Below are 23,785 nucleotides of genomic sequence, written 5' to 3' on the forward strand. Positions count from 1 at the left end.
AAGCGCCATAGTCTCCACTGTAATAGAATGAGGACTCTATAATTCGTCTTTTTCCTTTACCCTGTCTGATATCACTAATGAGCCGATTTTAAACAAACTGGGCATTGATGTTCTACCCACTTTCTACCTAAAAAGAGAGAAAAAATCATTTTTGTTATACAAAACCAATTGATGATGGTAATTAGTCATAAGTTCCGCTAGTCCTGTATAGAGAAATAGTCAACAATATGAAATCCCGACCATCTGGCTGTAAAAAATTATTCAAGCTTGACCTTTTTAGACCATTTATTGACCGACTTCATCGCGATTCGATTAAGCAACCATGTTTCGGCTGAAATGGTAAACGTTCATACTAATTATTTATCTCTATCAACGATAAGAAAGCTTTATACTCAGAAAAATCAAGCAAACTGAGTCAAAAAATATTGGAGAATAGATGCAAAACGAGATACTAGATTCGGTTGGACTCGACGTTCAGGTACACCTCATAAATTCATTTACACGAAATAATTCTGGCGGTAATCCCGCTGGGGTCGTGCTCTATCCCCCTGAGCTAAGCGATGCACAAAAAATAGCCATCGCACGGAAAGTTGGCTTTTCCGAGACAGCGTTTGTCTATCGTGGCGAAAAAACCGATTTCAAGGTGGATTTTTTCACTCCAGAAGCAGAAGTAGACTTTTGTGGGCACGCTACACTAGCCGCATTTTTTACCCTTTTTTCACTTCATCAGCTGACTTCTGGGCATTATACACAGAAAACAAAAGCTGGAATTCTGAGTGTCGATGTCAGTTCTGATGGGATCATCATGGAGCAAGCTTTACCTATCATACGCAAAGGACCTGATGTTGCAGATGTTGCAAGCGCTCTTGGCATACCACAAGAAACTATCGAGGCAACGGGTCTCCCCATAGAGGTGATCTCAACAGGATTACCAGACATTATTATTCCCGTACAGCCCGGTCAATTAGATGACCTACGTCCAAACTATGCGCAAATCACCAACCTAAGTCGCCAATTTAATACGATAGGTTTCCATGTATTTGAACTGAGCAGCGATGCATCTATCACCGCCCACTGCCGTAACTTTGCACCTCTTTATGGCATAAATGAAGAATCTGCAACGGGGAGCTCCAGCGGCGCTTTAGGATGCTATTTAGTCAAGCATGTCTTGCCTAATGACACGCATTTTCTGTTAGAGCAAGGGCGTGCTATGGCATATTCTTCCCTCCTTCAGGTGATAATTAATAAACAAGGACAAACGATAAATCGTGTCAGAGTTGGTGGGCAAGCTGCGATGGTTGGTACAAAAATAGTTAGAATTTAAAAAGACAAATGAATATTACGTGGGTTTAACTCAGATAATGTCAGTGTAAAAAGCTACGATTATCGCCAAAAGCAATATCAATGCTTTACTCGCATCTTTGCTACATCCGGCCCCGTAATATTATTGTGTTGATAGATTATGCATGTCACGCCTTGTTGATATTGCAACAACCGTACCTGAAAGAAGACTCACCCGAAAATTTGTGATGGCGAAGACTAAAAACACTCATGAGTGGAAAATATTGAGTATACTGATGTGACATAAAATATATTTGCTTAAGTTGGTCTTTATGTCGACAAATTTTCACGTTTACCTCGCGACTAAATCGCTACCATCGCCTTCTAAATGGCAAGCGGAAATAACAAAAATGAATAGCTCGCTGATTATGGATACTGACATTAACTTAGTCACTTTCTCTGGCTTTCTGCCTTTTCAATTTAATCAAGAAATAACGGGCTTTGAATACTGTTCATGGTTTATAGACCATGAAGAAAAACAAGAGGTTAATATACCTAGTGCTGATTTCTGTATGTGTTTTTCAATCGGTAACAATCCCTTAGAACTAACCATAACGGTGATATCCATATACTGCCTCATAAAATTAACTGATGGCGTACTTTTTGACCCTCAAAAGGGTATATATATCGAGCCTTCTAATATTTTCACTTGGAAAAAAGAAATGTTGACTTAGCTAACCTTAACGCCTCAAAGTTTGGCATTATAGACTTTCATCAATAAACATAAGCAAAGACTCTTTAAAAGTTACTTAGCGAGTATTACCAGATTGTATCTTAGGGATTAATGAATAAACTCAACAGCTATTGAGGTGTTTACACTTCTCCACCTCCCCTAAAGTGAGACAACTATAATCAGATTTTCTGCCAAAGCTACAACCTGAATTGAACTGAACTAAACTCATAAAAGTTTAATTCCCCCCCAACGGAGAGACATCGAAAACAACGAGAAAACTCTAAATTACTATGTCTTACTTAATAAGAGTCAACCGTCACTTATGGCTATACCATAGCCCGTTTGATTAAGGAGTGGAGACTCCTTACTGACATGAAAAACAGTCAATCTATATTTCGTTCATCGTACTGAGCCCGATCATGAACCGATAAAGAAACTCATTATTGCCGCAAAAGGTCAAACTCACTAACGTACTTGCCGAACAATCCAAGGCTTAAAAACGTTGCGAAAAATGAATAAAGGTCAATTATTGACTTAATATTTTCTGTACCCAATCGCACCAACATTTGCAGTTTAAGCTCGATTCAATAGCTTCGGGATGTAATTCATACCACCATTTTTTGACTCCCTCATATTCTTGCTTTGTGAGAATAAAAGGCTTCCATTCCCCCATTCTATAATCTTGGTCACAAGGGTCGCTTCCATGAAATAAAAATTCATTCAAAAAATCACAAGGAGGAAAATAACCTGAGCTATCAATCATCCCAAAGATTCCGTAAAGAACTTTAGAGTTTTCATCAATGATATTTATTGCTTTAACAATATTAACTTTGTGTTCCATTTTATCCATTGTCATTAAATTGTTATTGCTCTTATTAGCTGATAGCCATTAAACCAATCATCACGACTTGTAGCGGTTACTTTGTTTACTTTCTGGCAAGTCATTAACTCCAGCGCGCAAATATCGAGTATCATAGGATGAGCTACGTTTGTCGCTCTTAATCTGAATGGTCATTATAGCGATAACTTTATCTGTCGCTATTTTAGTTCATGACAAATTTTTTATTTTTGTCCCTGAGATAGTTAACTTAAATGATTTCAAACTTCCATTATTTGGTTTATTCATCTTAAAACAATCACAGAAAGCATACTAATTAAAATAAAATTCCAGCCACCCCATGACACCTTAGATAATAAATTCAACAATTAAGATAATTCCAAAAAATAAGTAATCTAGCTTAATACCAAACTGAATACGCACGTACTGCACACCTCAATTAAAAATTAAAAATCACATTTAATAACAGATAGTTAAACATTGTGTTGTATATGATTCAATCAATGACACCACTGTAATTTATTTTCAGTATTATTTTGTTACGTTATTAACGTGAGTGTTTTTAATTTCAAAGTGGCTACACCGTATTTTTCGGTATAGGTTCGCTGTATTTTTTACTGCAACCCTAATGACATTCAATATACCGCATGCCTTCCAAAGACCTCAGGAACAATCATTTTTGATAGACAGTCATATATTCCTTTTTCATAGCAAGACTATTTTAATCAAAAAACGACAATCTACTAACAAAACGAGTAAAAAATCTTATATATGACACCCACATACTTTCACATATCAAATATTGCGTATAAATCTATTTGATACATCTTAATAAGTAGACATACAAAAAACAATATTACCAATTGATATTATTTACTTTTTAATTTAAGGCAAAATAAAACAGGCCATATACTAAATTTACCGTCACATTTACTGATAAGAAAAGTTGATTTATTCCATCAATAAAGATATAAATTGAATAACAACATAAGTGAAATAAACGCAATGTTATTGCAACCATTTATCAATATGCATTTCAATATGCGTGACAAATTCAAGGAATACTTCGCATGTCAGATAGCTTTCAAAATGAAGTCCCCAAAGCTCGGGTTAATATTAAATTGGATCTGCACACCGGTGGCGCTCAGAAAAAAGTCGAATTACCTCTAAAATTATTAGCCGTTGGTGATTACAGCCACGGGCAGGATGATAGAGCGTTATCTGAACGCGAAAAAATCAATATTAACAAGAATAACTTTGATAGCGTGTTAGCCGAATTCTCCCCGTCAGTGAACTTAACAGTCAAAAACACCCTTGCAGCGGATGGCAGTGAAGAAAGCATCGCATTGACGTTTAAAAATATGAAAGATTTTGAACCTGAGCAAGTCGCTCGCCAGATTCCTCAGCTTCGTGCCATGTTAGCCATGCGTAACTTATTACGTGATCTGAAATCTAATCTGCTCGATAACGCCACGTTCCGTCGAGAACTTGAAAATATCCTTAAAGACCCATCACTTAGTGATGAGTTGCGTGAAGAGCTTGCTCAATTAGCACCAAAAAAAGATTAATTTGGATTACGAAAGGATTATGCTGATGTCTGTAAAAAATGAACCAACACAAGGCGCAACCACGGTACTTGATGACACCTCAAATCACGGTGTTTATGCCTCTTTGTTTGAAAAAATTAATTTAACCCCTGTAGCAAGTATCAGTGATATTAATGCATTCCAAGATAATGCTGCATTAGCCGATGCAACCGCAGATGAACGTGTTACCGTCGCAGTTCAAGTCTTTCTTGACCGTTTGAAATCTTCAGGTCAAAAAGTGGAGCGTTTAGACCGCAATCTACTCGACCACCATATTGCTGAGCTTGATAAACAAATCAGTCAACAATTAGATGAAGTCATGCATCATTCCGAATTTCAACAAGTCGAATCAACATGGCGTGGGTTGAAATTTCTCGTTGATCGCACCGATTTTCGCCAAAATGTTAAAATTGAACTGCTCGATATTTCAAAAGACGACCTACGTCAAGATTTTGAAGATAGTCCAGAAGTCATTCAAAGTGGTCTATACCATCACACCTATATTGCCGAATACGACACACCAGGTGGTGAGCCAATTGCCGCAATGATCTCCAACTATGAATTTGACCGTAGTGCCCAAGACATTGCGCTATTACGTAATATTTCAAAAGTTTCCGCATCAGCGCATATGCCATTTATTGGTTCAGTAGGCCCTAAATTCTTCGGCAAAGATACAATGGAAGAAGTGGCTGCAATTAAAGACATTGGTAACTACTTTGACCGCGCTGAATATATCAAATGGAAAGCATTCCGTGATTCCGATGATGCCCGTTACATTGGTTTAACTATGCCTCGTGTGTTGGGTCGTCTACCTTATGGCCCCGATACAGTCCCTGTTCGTAGCTTCAATTATGTTGAAGAAGTTAAAGGGCCAGATCATGAGAAATATTTGTGGACAAATGCAACTTTCGCGTTTGCAGCGAATATGGTGAAAAGTTTTATTAATAATGGCTGGTGTGTCCAAATCCGAGGGCCTCAAGCTGGTGGTGCAGTTAAAGATTTGCCAATCCATTTATTTGACTTAGGAACTGGCAGTCAGGTGAAAATTCCTTCCGAAGTAATGATCCCTGAAACACGTGAATTTGAATTTGCAAATCTTGGATTTATTCCGCTGTCATACTACAAAAACCGTGATTATTCCTGCTTTTTCTCTGCTAACTCAGCGCAAAAGCCAGCCCTGTATGACACGGCAGATGCAACCGCTAACAGTCGCATCAACTCCCGTTTACCATACATTTTCTTGCTATCACGTATCGCCCATTATCTGAAACTTATTCAGCGTGAAAATATCGGTACGACCAAAGATAGACGTCTACTTGAGCTAGAACTCAACAATTGGGTACGTGGCTTAGTGACTGAAATGACTGATCCAGGTGATGACTTACAGGCCTCCCACCCTCTGCGCGATGCGAAAGTCGTGGTTGAGGACATTGAAGACAACCCTGGCTTCTTCCGAGTGAAACTGTATGCAGTTCCACACTTCCAAGTTGAAGGTATGGATGTCGATTTATCTTTAGTTTCACAGATGCCTAAAGCAAAATCCTAACGGTTATTAAAGGTCATTTCAGGATGAAAATCTATCGTCCCCTATGGACTGACGGGGCCTTTTTGGCCCCCCAACAATTCCAGCAACAATCCCGTTGGGATAGCTATGTTGCCGAAGTCGTTGCCAAGATGGGCATAGCCTCAACATGGGGTGTGATTAACGTTGAATTTGATGAGAGCGCCTTAACGCTCTCTCGAGTCAGCGCTCAAAAAATGGTTGTGCGATTCCAAGATGGTACACTCATTGATACTGCTCTTGCTGATTCATTACCTCCAGTATTATCCCTCAATGACTATGCTGATCGCCAGTCATTAGATATCGTTTTAGCACTGCCTTTAATGTTGGCTAATGGCGGTAACTTAGTCCCTGAAACCGGAACAGACCGTCCACGTCGATTTAACCAAGAATGGGTTAAAGTCCAAGATTTACTGGGGCATGAACAAACGGATATTGCTGTATTACGCCATGAAGCAACACTGCGTTTTGCCCACGATGAAAACAAAGCTTACATGACTTGCCCTGTTGCTAGACTCATACGTAATACGCAAGGCATGTGGGAGTTCGACAGCCATTTTATTCCACCATTACTTGCCTGTCAGGGAAGTCTCGAGTTACGAAAGCTGCTCTCTGAGTTTATGCATCGTTTGGTGGCCAAACGCCGTCGTTTAATGACATTACGCCGTGAAAGTAATGAAAAAATGGCTGACTTCGTGGTGGCTGATGTATCACTATTTTGGCTATTAAATTCTCTAAATAGTGCAGAACCCGTATTAAATGAATTTTGTACGGCATTACATCGTCATCCTGAATTACTCTATCGGGAACTTGCTCGTTTAGCTGGAAGCTTATTAACTTTCTCATTAGAAAGTAAGCTGGAAGATATTCCGCTGTATAAGCATGATCAACCTGAACAGGTTTTCCCACCACTTTTTGCACTATTAAACACCTTACTTGAAGCCAGTTTACCTTCTCGCGTCATCAATATTGAACTGATAAAAGAAGGTCCATTCTGGAAAGGGCAACTCCATGATGGTCGATTACGTGAGGAAGCCGATTTTTATTTATCTGTTCGCTCCTCCTTACCTGCGCATTTATTAATCGCCCAGTTCCCTCTCCTGTGCAAAGCTGGTAGCTATGATGATGTCGCGGATGTAGTGAATATTGCTTTAAATGGTATACCGCTAAAACCTCTTAGCCATGTGCCAACGGCAGTTCCTCTTCGCTTAGAAAATCAATATTTCGCGTTAGATATTGAAACACCAGAGGGTCAAGCCATGTTGTCCTCTAGCCAGTGTGCTTTTTATGTCCCCAGTACATTAGGTGATGTTCAATTAGAGCTATTTGCGGTACTTCGTTCATGAATAAAACTACATCACACCATACTATTGATATGATCTTTGCGCCAACTTGGTTGATGGTCTGTCAACTTCATCAAGGAATATCTATCGCCCACGGTGATAGTTTTTATCGTCGAGTCTGCCAATTAATCGATGAAACTCGACAAAAATTACTTGAGCTCGGATATTCGGAAGCCGCTATTGAGCACATGCAATATGCCCAATGTGCACTGATTGACGAAAGTGTGATGAACCGTCAGCAAAAAGATGAAGGCTATAACACTTGGCTCCAATCCCCATTACAAGCTCGTTATTTCAATACACTAGAGGCGGGCGATAAACTATGGGATCGCCTACGTGAGATCTTAAATGAAACCACGCCAAACCAAGATGTATTACTGTGTTTTCATCGCGTGCTTACACTTGGATTTGTGGGAAAGTTTCGCCGGATAGATGCACCTGAACGTGAGCGTATTGTTGTTCAGCTCAATACCCAACTACCCGATTACTTAATTTCGTCAGAGCTTCCGCTTGTGGTGAAGCCAAAGCTACGTTTCAGTCGTCGCCGACTTTACTGGTTTGGCTGGGGCGCCGGTATTCTTGTGCTCGCTGCCATGTGGTGGGGATTCAGTACATCCTTAGAACAATTATTGCAACAATGGATGATACAAGGGTAGGCATGCAAAATCTAATTAAGCAATGCCTAACGCTTTTTGCGATGGGACTTTTTCTGTGGTTACTCTGGGGATTTTGGTCCCTTGGGCAAACTGTCACCCTTTTTGTTTCCATCTTAGTCCTCGTACTCACTAGCGGGGTACTATTTTGGCAATACAAACAACGGGCGCAAACGCTTTCCACTCAGCATAACTATCATGATGTACTTCCTGCCAATAATTACCAAGGTCCCGTCATTCTGGTATGCGGGCAATCACAAGCACTATTTCCTGATGAGCAATTGCATCGTGAAACCGAGCAAGGCTGGTACCTTCGTGTTCCTAATCCACCAGAGCTCGTTAACTTACTAGTAGCATTGATGGAATATGCTCCCTCATTATCAGGGCAAATGTCATTACTTTATGCTGTATTACCGCAGCAATTGACCCAACAAGAAACACTCACTCAAGACGCCCTCAATTGGCGTAGAGCCATCGGTGAAGGTCGCCAAAAAACAGGGATAAAACTCCCGTTTTGGGTTACTATTTACCTGACATTTCCACAACAATCTGAAGATATCTTCTCTCTTAGTGATGGGCAGATACCGTGGATGACCTTACTCAGTCATCAGACAGAGTTTCAAGTAGAACAAGAAGGGGCTATTTCCCTTGCATACTCTGCATGGTTACCTACACATATTGGTCATTCTGAGCAACGCCTTCAACTTTCTTTATGGCTTGATAACTTACAGCATTGGTTAAATCAGATTTTAGTTCCTCAGTTTACTTTAGCTCAAACAGGCGCTCCTAAACTGACGCCCTCTGCATGGGCAATCCAATGGATTGATGTAACGAGTGAGCCTAATAATTTATGGCAACAATTCATTCAAGCGAAAACCTCGCTACCACTCGTTGTCTCTACTCAAAAAGTCGACGTACTACCTTTACCCGATGTCATGTTACGCCGTTTACATCATGATATTAGTTTAAGTCGTACAGAGAAAACTGTCGGTATGACTGGACTTATTTTTGGCATTTTCTTAATAGGCGCTTTAATTGGTAGTTACTACCACAATCAGCAATTAATTCGTCATACAGGGGAAGACATAACGCGTTTTTTACAGTTATCCGATACCCCATTGCCCCCTAAAATGACTGCTTACCAGCAACTGCAAGATGATGCGGCTCAATTAGCAAGTTGGGCGCGTGAGGGAATCCCAACGTTTTATTCTCTCGCCTTATACCAAGGTGATCGTATGTTGCCTTACTTGCACTCACTATTAAGTAGTTGGGCACCACCACAACCATCACCACCTACCATTATTCAAAATGCTCCAGAAGTGGTTACGCTTGACAGCTTAGCGTTATTCGATGTGGGCCAATACACACTCAAAGCAGGCGCCACTAAAGTCTTGGTAGATGCATTACTCAATATTAAAGCGAAGCCCGGTTGGTTAATTGTCGTCTCCGGCTATACCGACAACACTGGAAACGCTGAACTTAACCAAACACTGTCTTTAAAACGTGCGGAATCCGTCAGGGATTGGATGATTTCTACCAGTGATATCAGCCCAGCATGTTTTGCCGTTCGAGGAGACGGTCAAAATAACCCCGTTGCCGATAATCAGACTGCTGAAGGTCGAGCAAAGAATCGGCGCGTTGAAATTCGTTTGATCCCCCAAGCTGATGCTTGTCAAGGAACAAATACTCAAATCGTGTCATCGATGGACGATGACACACATTCGACCCAAAAGGAGAAATAACAATGGCTATTCCTGTTTATTTATGGCTAAAAGATGACGGTGGCGCGGATATCAAGGGCTCTGTTAATGTACAAGATCGTGAAGGTAGCATTGAAGTGGTTGCACAAGACCATAACCTATACATACCAACCGATAATAATACTGGTAAGTTAACTGGAACCCGTATCCATACACCATTCATTTTTGTGAAAGAAATTGATGCATCCAGCCCGTATCTGTACAAAGCGGTCACCACTGGTCAAACCTTGAAAGAGGCTGAATTCAAATGGTACCGCATTGATGATGCAGGGCAAGAAGTTGAGTATTTCAACACTAAACTAGAAAACGTCAAAGTCGTGAAAGTCGCGCCTAAAATGCACGATATCAAAGACCCAAACAAAGAGAAGCACAATCACTTAGAAGAGATTGAGCTGCGCTACGAAAAAATCACTTGGACTTATAAAGACGGCAACATCATTCATTCCGACTCATGGAATGAGCGTGCAACCGCTTAATGATCTATGCAGGCGCTTGCCGCCTGCTTTTTTGTGCTTATTTGCACCCCAATGATACACACAACACACAATTTATCTTGATACCTAATGAACCTCGGTTAACGGTTAGGGGCGGTAGCATGCCTTGCTGCCCCTAAAAAAACTTTTCCCCCCAATACGAGAGAGAGAATATGGACAATTCATCCGTGATGCTATTACGTCGCCTAAACCCTTACTGTGCCAGCGCATTAGAAGCCGCGGCTTCGCTCTGCCAGACACGAGCGCATGCGGAAATCACCATTGAACATTGGTTGCTCAAATTATTGGAAATGGGTGAAAGTGATATCACCGTATTAGCTCGTCGCTACGAATGGGATGTTTCCGCCCTTTGGCAAGACTTACTGACTGAAATCGATAGCTTACCGCGTTCTATTCATACCCGCCCTGCCTTATCGAAATCCCTACTTAAACTCATTCAACAAGCATGGGTAATAGCGTCATTAGATGAAGATATCGAACATATTCGCAGCGTACATTTATTGTCTGCTATGACTCAGCAACCGTCACTGGTGCCTAACGATAACTTATGGCCACTAATGACATTAAGTGCAACTCAACTTCAACGCTTAAGGCCCATGCTTGATGCTCAATCTGATGAGCGTCCCAACGTACAACAACTGGCCGCACATAATCAATTATTATCCCGAGAAACCCCACTTGAGCCATCATCAACAGAAGCCCACACAACCCCGAATGCCATAGGCGATACACTGAATGAGGCTTTACTTGCAGTACTGAATAAATTTACTGTCGATGTCACGGAAAAAGCCCGTGAAGGTGCGATTGACCCTGTGTTTGGGCGTGATGATGAAATTCGCCAAATGGTGGACATTCTTTCTCGTCGCCGCAAAAACAACCCAATTTTAGTGGGTGAACCTGGAGTGGGAAAAACCGCATTAGTTGAAGGCTTAGCCCTACGTATCGCTGAGGGAAATGTGCCTGTCAGCTTACAAACTACTGCGCTACGCACCTTAGACTTAGGTCTACTGCAAGCAGGTGCGGGTGTCAAAGGTGAGTTTGAGCAACGCCTAAAGAATATCATTGAAGCAGTACAACAATCCCCTACACCAATTTTGCTGTTTATTGATGAAGCACACACTATCATTGGGGCCGGTAACCAAGCAGGAGGTGCCGATGCAGCAAACTTACTCAAACCAGCTCTCGCTCGTGGTGAGTTGCGCACTATTGCTGCAACAACATGGTCAGAATACAAGCAATACTTTGAGCGTGATGCTGCTCTTGAACGCCGTTTCCAAGTAGTAAAAGTCGATGAGCCAGATGATGAAAAAGCTTGCTTAATGTTACGTGGCTTAAAATCACGCTATGCTAAATACCATGGTGTTCATATCACAGATGATGCAGTAAAAGCTGCTGTTACTTTATCTCGCCGCTATTTAACCGGTCGTCAACTACCTGATAAGGCAGTTGATTTACTTGATACAGCCAGTGCGCGTATTCGTATGAGCCTCGACACGCTGCCTGAAGAGCTGACGCGTTTAAAAGCCAAGCGCAATGCATTAGAACTGGAGCAACAGGCGATCCTTGATGATCTCGCCATAGGCAATACCGCTAACCAAACCCTTCTGAGTGAATTAGTCACTCAAGATGCACAAATAGCGATACAACTAACGGAGCTGGAACAGCGCTTCGAGAAAGAAAAAAATCTTATCAGTGAACTACTCGAGCAGCGCCGCCAATCACAAGATGTGAGTGACATCCAATCTCAATTAGAACAAGTGCAGCAAGGCGAACCACTGATCACCCCTGATGTCGATGTGCGAACGGTGGCCACTGTGATTGCCGACTGGACTGGCGTGCCATTATCCAGCTTATTAAAAGACGAGCAAACCGAACTACTTGAACTGGAAGATTCTTTGGGCAAACGCGTAGTTGGTCAAGAAAGCCCATTATTGGGGCTTGGACAACGACTGCGTGCCGCTCGTACGGGACTCGCATCAGAAAATGGCCCGCAAGGGGTATTTTTACTGGTCGGCCCAAGTGGTGTAGGGAAAACGGAAACTGCCTTAGCCTTGGCAGATGTGTTATTCGGCGGTGAAAAATCCCTTATCACTATCAACATGTCTGAATACCAAGAAGCTCATACAGTTAGCCAATTGAAAGGCTCCCCTCCGGGATATGTGGGCTACGGTCAAGGGGGTATTTTGACTGAAGCGGTACGCAAACGTCCTTACAGTGTGGTCTTACTCGATGAAGTGGAAAAAGCGCATCGCGATGTCCTTAATCTATTTTATCAAGTCTTCGACCGAGGCTTTATGCGTGATGGTGAAGGTCGTGAAATTGATTTTCGCAATACCGTGATTTTAATGACCGCCAATTTAGGCAGTGATTTATTGATGCAACAACTGGAAGAATTCCCTGAATCGACAGACGGGGAACTACAAGAACTACTGCGCCCAACCTTGCGCGACCACTTCCAGCCCGCTTTACTTGCCCGTTTCCAAACACTAATTTACCGCCCATTAGGAACAGAGGCGCTACACAAAATTGTCGAAATGAAACTGGGCAGCGTCATCAAACGCCTCTATACCCACTACAAACTTGAATGCATTGTGGAAGAAACCCTATATGACACCCTCGTGAGTGCCTGTTTATTACCCGATACCGGTGCACGCAATATTGATAGCCTACTCAACCAGCAAATTTTACCAGTACTTAGTCAACAATTACTCATGCGACAAGCTAACCACCAGCAAGCTCAAAGCCTCACCTTAGGTTACAGCGAAGAGGAAGGGATCACCTTGAGTTTTGGTGATATTAAGGAGATGACTCTATGAGCCTACTCGACACAGTCAAAAACTTGCAACAAGGTCAAAATCGCTATCGTCTTGAAGTGCAAGGCTGTAATGAATTATTAGATGTTGAACATTTTACAGGGCGTGAAGCCGCCAGCGATACCTATCGCTATCAAATTACATTTACATGTTCAGCCCAAGATCTTTCCGCACAACAATTCTTACGCCGCAATGCCAACCTGACTTTTTCAGCGCCAATGAGTAACTTAATGGGACTCGCCACTCAACCTAGTGTTGCCAAACGCGTCCATGGCGTGGTCACCGATTTTCGTCGCCTTTCAGGCTCTGCTGATGAAGCGCGCTATCAACTGGTGATTGAGCCTTTTTTCGCCTTATTACGTCACCAAATTCGTAGCCACCGTTTCTTTATCAATCAATCTATCCCTGATGTGGTTGAACAGATTCTGCGTGAACATAACTTTAAAGGTTGGGAATTCGAGTTTAATTTAGAAAAAACGTATCCTAAACGCGAACAAATTAACCAAATCAATGAAAGTGACCGTCAGTTTATCGAACGTTTATTGAGTGAAGTGGGGATTTTTTATCGTTTTGGTTTACAAGATGAAACCCAAACCGAGGTACTTCATTTTACCGATAGTCAACGCGGCTATGTGTATGACAAAACGCTGCCATTAAATAGCCCATCTGGGCTGAGCGATAACCATGTTGACAGTGTTTGGGGATTATCTTTACGTCATCAAGTGGTTGAAAGCACTGTTTTTGCCAAAGATTATAATCATCGGCTTGCGGAAGATACCTTAATTTCCGCTGTCGCTGACATGACGCACGGTGATGGAGAGAAAACCAACTACGGCGATGTTTACCACTATAAAGGTCGTCACTTAACCCGTGGGGATAAAATTCACCCTGAAACTGAAACCGCTAACTTCTGGGCAAGACTCGACCACGAACGTTTTTTAGCAAGGCAAACATTGCTTCGTGGAGAAAGTAGTGCAGCAGACCTAACACCATTATTAGTATTAAATATTCAAGACAACTCACTTACCTCAACACTGCCTACCGTCTTCAAATCGCCAATTCTAATTACGCGATTACGCTTTACAGCTAGCCGAGATAAGGCCTTAACCGTACGTTTTGATGCCGTACCTTACACAGAGTCGCTGTGTTGGCGCCCTGCCCTTAAACCGCGTCCAGTCATTGCGGGAACGTTAATGGCACGCGTGACCAGCGCGAAAGACCACGATATTTATGCCCACCAAAATGAGCACGGATTTTATTGGGTAAAATTTGACGCTGATCGTGATGATAAAACCAAAGGCTATGAAAGTATGCCTGTGCGTTTAGCAAAACCATACGCTGGCGATACGTATGGGATGCATTTCCCGCTGATCCAAGGTACTGAAGTCGCCATTGCATTCCATGAGGGTGATCCTGACCGCCCTTATATCGCTCATGCACTCCATGACTCCCGCCATCCTGACCATGTGACGGATAAAAATAACACCCGCAATGTGATCCGTACCCCTGCCAATAATAAACTGCGTATGGAGGATAAACGCGGGCAAGAGCATATTAAGCTCAGTACCGAATATGCTGGAAAAACCCAGCTCAATTTGGGGCATTTGGTGAATGCCGAGCGTGAACAGCGTGGTGATGGTTTTGAGCTACGCACCGACAGCTGGGGCGCAATTCGCGCGGGTAAAGGGTTGTTTATTACCACCGATAAACAAGACAAAGCCGGTGGTGAAGTGCTGGCGATGGGAGAGGCAATAGCCCAGTTAAAGCAAGCGCAACAACTCACCGAATCCCTCAAAGAGGCCGCTAATGTTGCAAAAGCTGAGCTTGCAGATTTACAAGCACAAAAAGACCTCTTGTCTGAAACACTCAATGAACTTAAACAATCTGCCCTGCTTGTTTCCTCGCCAGCAGGTATTGCGCATACCACCCCAAAAAGTATTCAAACATCGGCAGGTGAAAATATCATCAATACGGCTCGCCAAAGCGCCGATTTTAGCATTGCTAAAAAATTCACCGTTGCAGCAGGTGAAATTATCAGCCTATTTGCCCAAAAACTAGGCATAAAAATCTTTGCTAACCAAGGAAAAATTGCTATTGAGGCACAGCATGATGAAATGTCATTAGATTCATTAAAGGATTTAAGTATCAGTAGTCATGATGGCAAAGTCATTATCAAAGCTAAAAAAGAAATTATTTTAACTAGTGGTGGGGGTTATATTCGTATTGCAGATGGTACGGTGGAATGTGCCGCACCCGATAAAATCATTGAACGCGGTGCTGTTTGGCAAAAATTTGGCGGCCAAAGTATCAGTGAGGCAATGCAATCATGGGAAAGCTCTGAGTTTGCAGTTAAGCCTCAACTGGTTAATTTAGGAGATTTAGGTAGCCCTCATCAACCAAAACCCGTTGGTATTTATGCTGAAGGCACAAAGAGCACTAGTACTAGTGATGCTCAAGGAAATTTATCTGAACGTAAAGGTTTAGGATTAGATCAACTCGACATTAAACTTGACGATAAATAATAGCTGTCTAATAGTCTGAAATTTCATTTTTAGAAGCCTTTATGACAGATAAATTAGACCTGTCAGCAATATCCAGTGAATGCCAGCATACCTCATATCACCTTCCTCAATGGGATGAAAATGGAAAATGTAGTTGGATTAATATTCAACTTCAACGCAAGTCCCTCAATGCAGAAGCTAAATGCATTGTGCCACCAACTAAAGTGATCCCTGTGATTTTTATTCCGGGAATTATGGGGACGAACCTGATGTCCAAAAACTCCGATAAAAAAGAAATTTGGAGAGGAGATTCATTAGCTAGTGTTTATTGGGAATGGCATTCTAAAGGAGGGCGTCAGCGGCAACAATCACTTGACCCGAATACCACAATTGTAGATAACAGAGGCAATATAGAAAAGGAAATACTCACACCTTTTTCTGATGATGGTTGCTTATTTCCTAGCCGAAAAAATCGTAATTGGGGTGCTGCGCTTGGATTTAGTTATGGCCGTTTTTTGAACGTATTTCAAGCTGCTTTACTTGATGATTGGCAAACGGAACTTGTTAATTATGAAAAAAAATACAGCTATAGAGACCCCGATACATTTGAAATACAAAGTGTAACACTAAAATATTCAGGCACTGTGAGCAAACTTGTTGGAAAAAAGTTTGATACCCATGAAAAAGAAAGCGAAGAACCATTAACATCTAATGAGTTTAACCATTTCAAACGTTTTTTATTTCCAGTTCATGTGTTTGGTTATAACTGGTTACAAGATAATAAAATATCTGCCGAATCGCTTAAAACCTATATCGATGATGTATTAAAGCTATATAGGGAACAACATGGATATGGACTCGCACAAGAAAAAGTCATTCTAGTGACTCACTCGATGGGCGGCTTGATCGCACGTTATACCTCTCAAGTTTTAGGTATGAAAGAGAAAATATTGGGGATTATACACGGCGTTATTCCTGATTTGGGTTCACCAGCAGCCTATCGTAGAATGAAAGTAGGTGCTGAGGGTGAGGGATTTTTAGGAACCGCCGGGCATGTACTTGGTTCTACAGCTGAAGAACTCATGCCTGTTTTAGCACAGGCGCCATCTGCACTACAATTGTTACCCTCACCAAAATATCGTTCTCCATGGTTAACTATTACACGTTTCTCAATTGATAATGATGTGTTTTACCCTAAAAATCATGATCCATTTAGTGAGATTTATTTGCAAAAAGATGCATGGTGGCGTCTCTATGAGTCTGACATCATAGATAAAGATAAAGTCACTAGTGAAAGTAATTGGTTCCGTTACAATCTATTAATGAAAAACCAAGTTAAGAGTTTTATAACTGAATTAGCGACTTGTGAATATCACCCTAATACTTATGTTTTCTATGGAAACAAAGAAAAAATTGATGGGAAATTAATATGGAATCAAGTAGTTTCTACTGCAAATTATTCACCTCACATCGGAATTAGGCCGCCTCCCACTAAACATAGGAGAGTACTAGAATCTGGGTATCCTCTTCAAGAATTTCAATTAACATCATCCGAAACACCCGGTGATGGAACTGTTCCTATAGAATCGTTTGATGCTATAAAAAGCAGTTGCTCGATTAAAAGTATTCTTGCTACTAATGTAGAGCATCAAAGTGCTTATGAGGTTGCTAGTTTATCTAATATCTCTGATAAACCGGCCATTAAGTTTACACTAAGAGCAATTGCAAAAATGGTTAAGGATATTCCATCAAGTGAAAGTCAATAATTATCTTACATTGATTTTAGGTATTATCATTTGCTTACTCACGATTGGCGGTTGGTTACTTTATACCTCACCTTCTCCTCTAACTAAAAAGGATAAAGTTATGATAGATTCATTATTTGAAGAAACCAAGCCTCAGTGTATTGGGCGTTATCTCATAGATGTTCCTGCATCCTTTAATAATCAACTTAATGACTTTATTTTTATTGATGAGTTTAAGATAGAGAGCAAATTTATTTACCCTCCAGCCTTTAAACAGCGCGTTGAATTACGCGAGATAGAGCTAAATGAAGCTATCAATCAACCTCAAAATAAATTACACAATGCTCCATTTGTGAAAGAAATAATTTATCTTCCTGATAATAAAGGTGTTATTTTTGATAGAAATCAATCAGGTGCTGAGGATGCATATCGAGTTTTAGAAGCTCATGTTTATGTAGATAATATCGCTTTCATTATCACAACAGATATTATAGATCTCTCAGATCCGAAATATGCTGAAGAAAAATATTCATATATTAATATTTCAGGATTCAATGAGAAAGATACAAATACAAAGCCCTTACGGCTCGCTCAAATGAAATCACTAATATCACGATTAAGTGGTCGCCTCAATGATACGATTATTCCGACGGAAAAAGGCATCTGTATTCCCAATGGTTTTATTGCTGATGATAATAATGCCCATAAAAATAGAATTTCATATACATATGAGAATAATGACCTTATCTTTGGTGTCGATGTTGATGATACTATTTTAGGCTCCGATGATACGTTATTAAGCAGGAGTCTCGGTGTATATGGCGCACTATTCAAATCTAATCAACGCACAATAAAGAAAGGTGAATTGCTGTTAGGAAAAATTCCAGCACAAGAGTGGTTGATTTCAGGTGAACAAAATCTCCATGGTCAAGGTAAACCTTTTCCGTCTTATCACTTTATTTTATTCGCAAATGAATCAATTGCTTCCTATCAACAACCTTGGCTTTCTTTTGGGATGAATAACGCCAGTAAGAAAAGCCAATATAACCAAGCCCAAATGGTCGAAATTTGGGATCGCATTGTCGGTTCTCTTCGGTATAAACCGAATTCACTTTAATATTGGGAACAATGCTATTTAGAAAAAACGTCAATATCATTGATGATTGCTAAGCTAAAATGTTTTTGAATATTCTAAATAAAATATACAATCATGAAAAAACTGTAATCTTGCAATCTATTTATTATTAAAGATAAATCACATAATTTATATCGTAACTATTTCACCCTACATGGAAAATAGTTAGGCATTAAAATCACTTTCATTATTCTCTATTTTACTTCAAGGAACTATTATGAACTCCTATTTAAAGTTATTTACCCTATCCTCATTAATTATCGGTATCGCCACTGTTTCAGGTTGTGCAACTAAAACAATGACCACTGAGCGAAATAAAAATATTACTTTAGAAAACCCTTTTGGTGGCTCTACTGAAGGGCTATGCTATAAAATCACCGCAGAAAATAAAGATTATTATGGCCGTTTAGATAAAGACGGTCACCCTTTAGTGATACCTGAAATTGCAGATAAAGATATTTCTGTTAGATTATCATTATTGTCAGACAATGATTGTAAAGAACAGGGCCTTTAATATTATCTAGCCACTATTCTTAATCTTATTTGATAATAGTCACTTGATATTTTATTAATAAAAAATTTTAATTCTAGTTGGTTTATTATGAAAGGAATTGTCTGTCTTGGCGACAAAAACACTCATGGAGGCCATGTAGTTTCGGCTTCATCCACAATGTATATTAATGGAAAACAAGTTGCGCTCGTCGGGGATATTGTTTCCTGCCCCAAACATGGAAATAACCCCATTATTGAAGGGGCAGCTTCCGCTTTTGATAATGGCATTGCCATAGTGGTTGATCAGTGCCTATGTGCTTGTGGGTGCCGAGTGATCAGCTCGGAGTCTGAAACACATACTGAATAAGCAGATAAGGACATCGCATTTATGAATTGGAATATCCCTACACTCCCTGATAAAACACCGATAAAAAAACCCAACTATAAGATTATATTTATTTTTTTCACGACAATTGTTGCGGCAATTTATACTTATAGTGTCACATTACCGGCTGAGCAAAAAACACGATTATTATTTATTGCATTTCCCATTATCGCCCTCCTGTTTTTTGCATGTATAAGTTTTTTGTATATTCGTTATCAGCATTCTGTTGTTACTTGCCATAACTGGGAAAAAGAGAAAAAAATCACAAAAAGGGAATGGCAAATATGGTGCCAATCTTCGATTACCTCAATAGCAAACGTTATCTATACCCCCGATAAAGATGGTACTGACGTTTTTTTTCAAGATGCAGAAGCCGTTCCGATGTTTCCTGATAAACCACGTCGTTTATTCAATCTTCTGCAACTTGATAACAACTTCATTACAAACCTTGATAAACAACTCGAAAGACAGTGCCCTAATTATCGGTGTTATCTTTCAAAAATTTATCTCTACGATAGTAATAATCATAATAGTAATGAAAATTTAATTTATGAACATTGGCAGCTCAAACCGATTCGATCACCTCGCTATCAAGATATTTTTTCAGTCTATGATGATAACAAACAAAACGAGGCCTTTTTAATTATAACGATCCAGTCGCAAGCAGTATATAGCGAATTTATTTCAGCTCAACTGTTTTCAACAAACAGTCAGTTCATAAGTTCAAAGGATACGAATGTAAAAATAGAACGAATAATGGAAATAGACATCCAAAACATAGATAATGAAATAATAAAGTATATTGATTACAGTGGAATATCGAAAAAAAATAAATTTCAGACTTGGATAACAGATCTTAAACAAGATATAGTAGATAAGATTCTCATCACCTATACAGAAAGAAATATTGAATATGATAAACACCACCCTATTCGTTCCTTAGCATTATCTTATTCAACGCCTCATCCTAATGCATTTTTAACGTATCTTTCATTAATAACAGAAATATCAACAAAAACAGAAACAGACCAAGTCCTCATTCATCCAAATCCTCACGGTGCCAGTTACGCAGTTTACATTCACAGGTCTTAATATGAAAAATAAAATATCCGCAAGCTTTCCTCGTGGGAAACTATTTGTGATTTTTTTACTCTTACTTGTAATTTTATCAATTGTTCTGTTTGTGGCTTATCAATATAAACATTTTGATTTAATGCCGTTCTATATCGGAATATCTATAGTTAGTGTAATTACTTTATTAGGCATTTATTTTTATCCTATAAAAAATCAATTTTCACAAAAAAAACAACAAAAAGAATTTAAGCCGCAAAGTAGCTCGATGGATTTAAATATTGAAACTAAAAAATTTAGTCTATTGTATGATGACATTATTCAATCACTACGTCGTCAATACGGCACGTTCTGGCATTCCAAGGTCTCCATTTACCTTCTCCTCGGCTCCCACTCTGCGGTCGAAAAACTCGCTCCTAGCCTGACGCAAGAAATTTGGCAAGAGTGTGATGGTACCTTACTTATTTATGGTGGGGATATTGGTAGTTCGGTAGACACTGAGCGTTTGGATACCCTCAAACAGCTGCGTCGACGTCGCCCGCTCAATGGCGTTATTTGGGTGACAGAAAACAGCATTTCATCTCAACTTTTAGACAACAAAATTAACTTCACCAACCTGAATACTGCTACAGCTCATAACGCGGGGCGGACTATCCAAAACCTCTTTCAAACGTTAGGTTGGCGCGCCCCTGTCTGGGTTTGGAGTGTCAGTGATCAACAACAATCCCTTAGTGCAGCAGAAACCCCTTCCATCCTCTGTATGACTGAGCCTAATATGTCTGCTGAATCACTTTCACCCAGCCTGCTAAGCCTCATTCCTGCATTAATCGTTAACGGAACTCAAGCGTTACTACGTGAACAAAAACACACATACCTGCTTGCTTTAGCACAATTTTTACAAGCTGGAGGAAGCCAACAACTCGCCACTGCATTAGCGCCGCTCAATACACAATTACGTACACTGCCTTTTTCGGGGATCGCATTTAGCCCTTCGATCAGCCGCGCCAATCAGCAACGTTTACCTAATAGCTGGCATCCTGATATCCGTTGGAGAAGCTGGTTAAATGTGCAATCTGAACTGGCAGCAGCTTTACAACCCGCTTCTTTAGGTGTTGATAAGAAACGTATCGTTCAATACGGTGCCGCCACTGCCATGACGCTCTGGGGCGCAGGTATGATTGTCTCTTACCTTGCCAACCGCCAACTTATTGAAGAAAGCTATCAAAGTGCCACCGTCGCCGCAAATAACCAATTACCTGAAACAGAACGCCTCAAAGCCCAATATGATTTCCAGCAAACCCTAGGTTTACTCAATCATCGCGAACAAACTTCTGTGCCTTTCTGGCTCCATTTTGGGCTAAACAGTAATCAGCCACTATTAGCCCATTTATGGCCACTGTATCAGCAAACAGTACTCCCTCCTCTGCGAGATAATATCCGCCAGCAACTTGAGCAACGATTACAAGCCTATGCCCAATTATCACCAAATAGTGATGAACGTCGCCAAGCTACTCAAAGTGCGTATCAAGATTTAAAAACTTATCTAATGATGAGTACACCAGAGCGTATGGATCCGACTTTTTTCACCAACAGCGTTCTGACTAACCTTCCCGCACCTAAAGGAATGAATGAAGGAGAATGGCACACACTCGGAAAAGAGTTGTTAATGTTCTATGCCCAGCAGCTACTCCAACATCCTGAGTGGCAATTAAAATCTAATAATAACCTTATCAATCAAAGTCGCACGTTGCTCATTCGACAAATCGGCCAACGTAGCGAAAGTGCCTCGTTATATCAAAAGGTGCTTTTGCAAGCACAACATCAATTCCCTGATATGACATTAAATGATATGACTGGCGATACCGATGTTAGCTTCTTATTAACTACTGAAGAGTTTGTACCGGGAATTTTCACCCGCAAAGCGTGGGAAGAGTCCATTGAGCCAGCAATCATAAAAACTGTCGAATCGCGCCGCAATGAAATTGATTGGGTACTGAGTGATAGCCAGCACGAACTGAGCCAAGAGGTTTCCCCAGAAGTTCTCAAACAGCAGCTAACTGAGCGTTATTTTGCCGATTTTTCAAGCAGCTGGTTAAACTTTTTGAACAGTCTGCAATGGCGACATACCGAAAGCCTATCCGATACCATTGACCAACTCTCATTAATGAGCGATGTTCGCCAGTCCCCCGTAATTGCACTGATGAATACCCTTGCTTACCAAGGTAAAACTGGGCGTCAAACAGAAAAACTGGCTGACTCTTTTGTCAACTCAGCTAAAGAACTTCTCAACAAAGAACAAAAACCGGTAATCAGCCAAAAAGCCGAGTTTACGGGACCATTGGAAAACACCTTCGCTCCCATTCTGAACTTTGTCGAGCCGCAAGCCAACTCTCAAGCTGGCGATAACCTCAGTTTGCAAGCCTATTTAACCCGTATCACTCGCGTACGATTAAAACTACAGCAAGTGGTCAATGCCCCCGATCCACAAGCGATGTCCCAATCCTTTGCTCAAAGCATTTTAGAAGGAAAAAGCGTTGATTTTTCCGAAACACGAGATATGGGTAGCTTGATAGCCGCCAGTTTTGGACAAGAGTGGCAAAGTTTTGGTGATGCACTGTTAGTGGAACCTATGACCCAAGCTTGGCAACAATTACTGACACCAACCGCTCAAGGCATCAATAGCGAATGGAAAAATGCCATTGTCAATGAATGGAATAACGCCTTTGGTGGGCGCTACCCACTCAAAGAGACCCAAAGTAATATTTCTTTGCCTTTGATGGCACAATACCTGCGCCCTGACAGTGGCCGTATTCAGCGCTTCTTAGAAACTCGTTTGCAAGGCGTTTTACGTAAAGAAGGGAATCACTGGGTGCCAAATAGTACTAATGCGCAAGGGCTACACTTTAATCCCGCATTTTTGAAAGCGTTAAACACGCTCACTGAATTAGGCGATGTAGCCTTCGCCAATGGAGAAGCACGCCTCTATTTTGAGCTACGTCCGGGAACTAGTAAACAGGTGATGCAAACCATATTGGTGATTGATAAGCAAAAACTTACCTACGATAACCAATTCCCGCAATGGCAACGCTTTGTGTGGCCTGCCGATACAGTTGCGTCCGGTGCATCACTTTCTTGGATGGCGACTTCGACGGGAACACGACTCTATGGCGATTACCCTGGAGTATGGGGTTTTATTCGTTTACTTGAAACTGCCCATGTTGCCCCCTATGCGGGAAGCACCAGTAGCTATACTGTGACATGGAAAACACCTGATGGTAGCACGCTCAATTATCAACTTCGCACTGAAATGGGCCAAGGCCCACTGGCATTATTAAAACTTCGCAACTTTGTACTGCCAGAAAAAATCTTCTTGGATTAGTCCTAATAGGAAATT

General features: G+C 40.8%; 17 protein-coding genes. 16 read left to right on the top strand and 1 reads right to left on the bottom strand.

Translation table 11 applies throughout. The features are described 5' to 3' along the window. The first annotated feature begins 436 nt into the window (after positions 1-436). On the top strand, positions 437-1,324 hold the full coding sequence (locus tag P2E05_RS13385; RefSeq protein ID WP_269723240.1) for a PhzF family phenazine biosynthesis protein: 888 nt from the start codon (positions 437-439) through the stop codon (positions 1,322-1,324). A gap of 367 nt (positions 1,325-1,691) precedes the next feature. Continuing rightward, a complete protein-coding gene (locus tag P2E05_RS13390; protein ID WP_244316438.1) occupies positions 1,692-2,015 on the top strand; it encodes a hypothetical protein in 324 nt (107 codons plus the stop codon). A 525-nt stretch (positions 2,016-2,540) separates the two neighbouring features. Here P2E05_RS13390 and P2E05_RS13395 read toward each other — a convergent pair. Next, positions 2,541-2,870, bottom strand: a complete 330-nt coding sequence (locus P2E05_RS13395) for a hypothetical protein (RefSeq protein ID WP_272657468.1) — start codon at positions 2,868-2,870, stop codon at positions 2,541-2,543. A 1,052-nt stretch (positions 2,871-3,922) separates the two neighbouring features. Here P2E05_RS13395 and tssB point away from each other — a divergent pair. From tssB to P2E05_RS13465, 14 genes are all read left to right on the top strand, one after another. After that, the gene (gene tssB, locus P2E05_RS13400) at positions 3,923-4,420 is read left to right on the top strand and encodes a type VI secretion system contractile sheath small subunit (protein ID WP_154623943.1); all 498 of its coding nucleotides are present in this window, start codon (positions 3,923-3,925) and stop codon (positions 4,418-4,420) included. 19 nt (positions 4,421-4,439) lie between these two features. Beyond that, positions 4,440-5,984 carry a type VI secretion system contractile sheath large subunit gene (gene tssC, locus P2E05_RS13405; protein ID WP_375097468.1) on the top strand — a complete coding sequence of 515 codons (1,545 nt, stop codon included), beginning with the start codon at positions 4,440-4,442 and terminating at the stop codon, positions 5,982-5,984. A gap of 23 nt (positions 5,985-6,007) precedes the next feature. After that, complete coding sequence (tssK, locus tag P2E05_RS13410; protein WP_196712939.1) at positions 6,008-7,345, top strand: type VI secretion system baseplate subunit TssK; 1,338 nt, start codon at positions 6,008-6,010, stop codon at positions 7,343-7,345. After that, a complete protein-coding gene (tssL, locus tag P2E05_RS13415; protein ID WP_247047288.1) occupies positions 7,342-7,998 on the top strand; it encodes a type VI secretion system protein TssL, short form in 657 nt (218 codons plus the stop codon). The genes tssK and tssL overlap by 4 nt, the downstream gene beginning before the upstream one ends. A 2-nt stretch (positions 7,999-8,000) precedes the next feature. After that, positions 8,001-9,737 (top strand): OmpA family protein, encoded by a 1,737-nt coding sequence (locus P2E05_RS13420; RefSeq protein WP_272657471.1) that lies wholly within the window; start codon positions 8,001-8,003, stop codon positions 9,735-9,737. A gap of 2 nt (positions 9,738-9,739) precedes the next feature. Further along, positions 9,740-10,231 (top strand): Hcp family type VI secretion system effector, encoded by a 492-nt coding sequence (locus P2E05_RS13425; protein WP_004912469.1) that lies wholly within the window; start codon positions 9,740-9,742, stop codon positions 10,229-10,231. 170 nt (positions 10,232-10,401) lie between these two features. After that, the gene (tssH, locus tag P2E05_RS13430) at positions 10,402-13,065 is read left to right on the top strand and encodes a type VI secretion system ATPase TssH (RefSeq protein ID WP_276122823.1); all 2,664 of its coding nucleotides are present in this window, start codon (positions 10,402-10,404) and stop codon (positions 13,063-13,065) included. Next, the gene (locus P2E05_RS13435; RefSeq protein WP_247047297.1) at positions 13,062-15,584 is read left to right on the top strand and encodes a type VI secretion system Vgr family protein; all 2,523 of its coding nucleotides are present in this window, start codon (positions 13,062-13,064) and stop codon (positions 15,582-15,584) included. The genes tssH and P2E05_RS13435 overlap by 4 nt, the downstream gene beginning before the upstream one ends. A gap of 41 nt (positions 15,585-15,625) precedes the next feature. Beyond that, entirely contained in the window at positions 15,626-17,329 is a 1,704-nt protein-coding gene (locus P2E05_RS13440) for a lipase family alpha/beta hydrolase (RefSeq protein WP_272657476.1), read from the top strand. Continuing rightward, positions 17,316-18,425, top strand: coding sequence for a T6SS immunity protein Tli4 family protein (locus P2E05_RS13445; protein ID WP_249999063.1), 1,110 nt, complete (start codon positions 17,316-17,318; stop codon positions 18,423-18,425). The genes P2E05_RS13440 and P2E05_RS13445 overlap by 14 nt, the downstream gene beginning before the upstream one ends. A 235-nt stretch (positions 18,426-18,660) precedes the next feature. Continuing rightward, a complete protein-coding gene (locus tag P2E05_RS13450) occupies positions 18,661-18,957 on the top strand; it encodes a hypothetical protein (protein WP_249999065.1) in 297 nt (98 codons plus the stop codon). 87 nt (positions 18,958-19,044) lie between these two features. Further along, positions 19,045-19,302: a PAAR domain-containing protein gene (locus P2E05_RS13455; protein ID WP_249999067.1), complete on the top strand. Its 258-nt coding sequence runs from the start codon at positions 19,045-19,047 to the stop codon at positions 19,300-19,302. Between the two features lie 21 nt (positions 19,303-19,323). Further along, positions 19,324-20,412: a hypothetical protein gene (locus tag P2E05_RS13460; protein WP_272657478.1), complete on the top strand. Its 1,089-nt coding sequence runs from the start codon at positions 19,324-19,326 to the stop codon at positions 20,410-20,412. A 1-nt stretch (position 20,413) separates the two neighbouring features. Further along, positions 20,414-23,770: an ImcF-related family protein gene (locus tag P2E05_RS13465; RefSeq protein ID WP_420794205.1), complete on the top strand. Its 3,357-nt coding sequence runs from the start codon at positions 20,414-20,416 to the stop codon at positions 23,768-23,770. Positions 23,771-23,785 lie beyond the last annotated feature (15 nt).

It is taken from the genome of Providencia stuartii (assembly GCF_029277985.1).
GTDB lineage: Bacteria > Pseudomonadota > Gammaproteobacteria > Enterobacterales > Enterobacteriaceae > Providencia > Providencia zhejiangensis.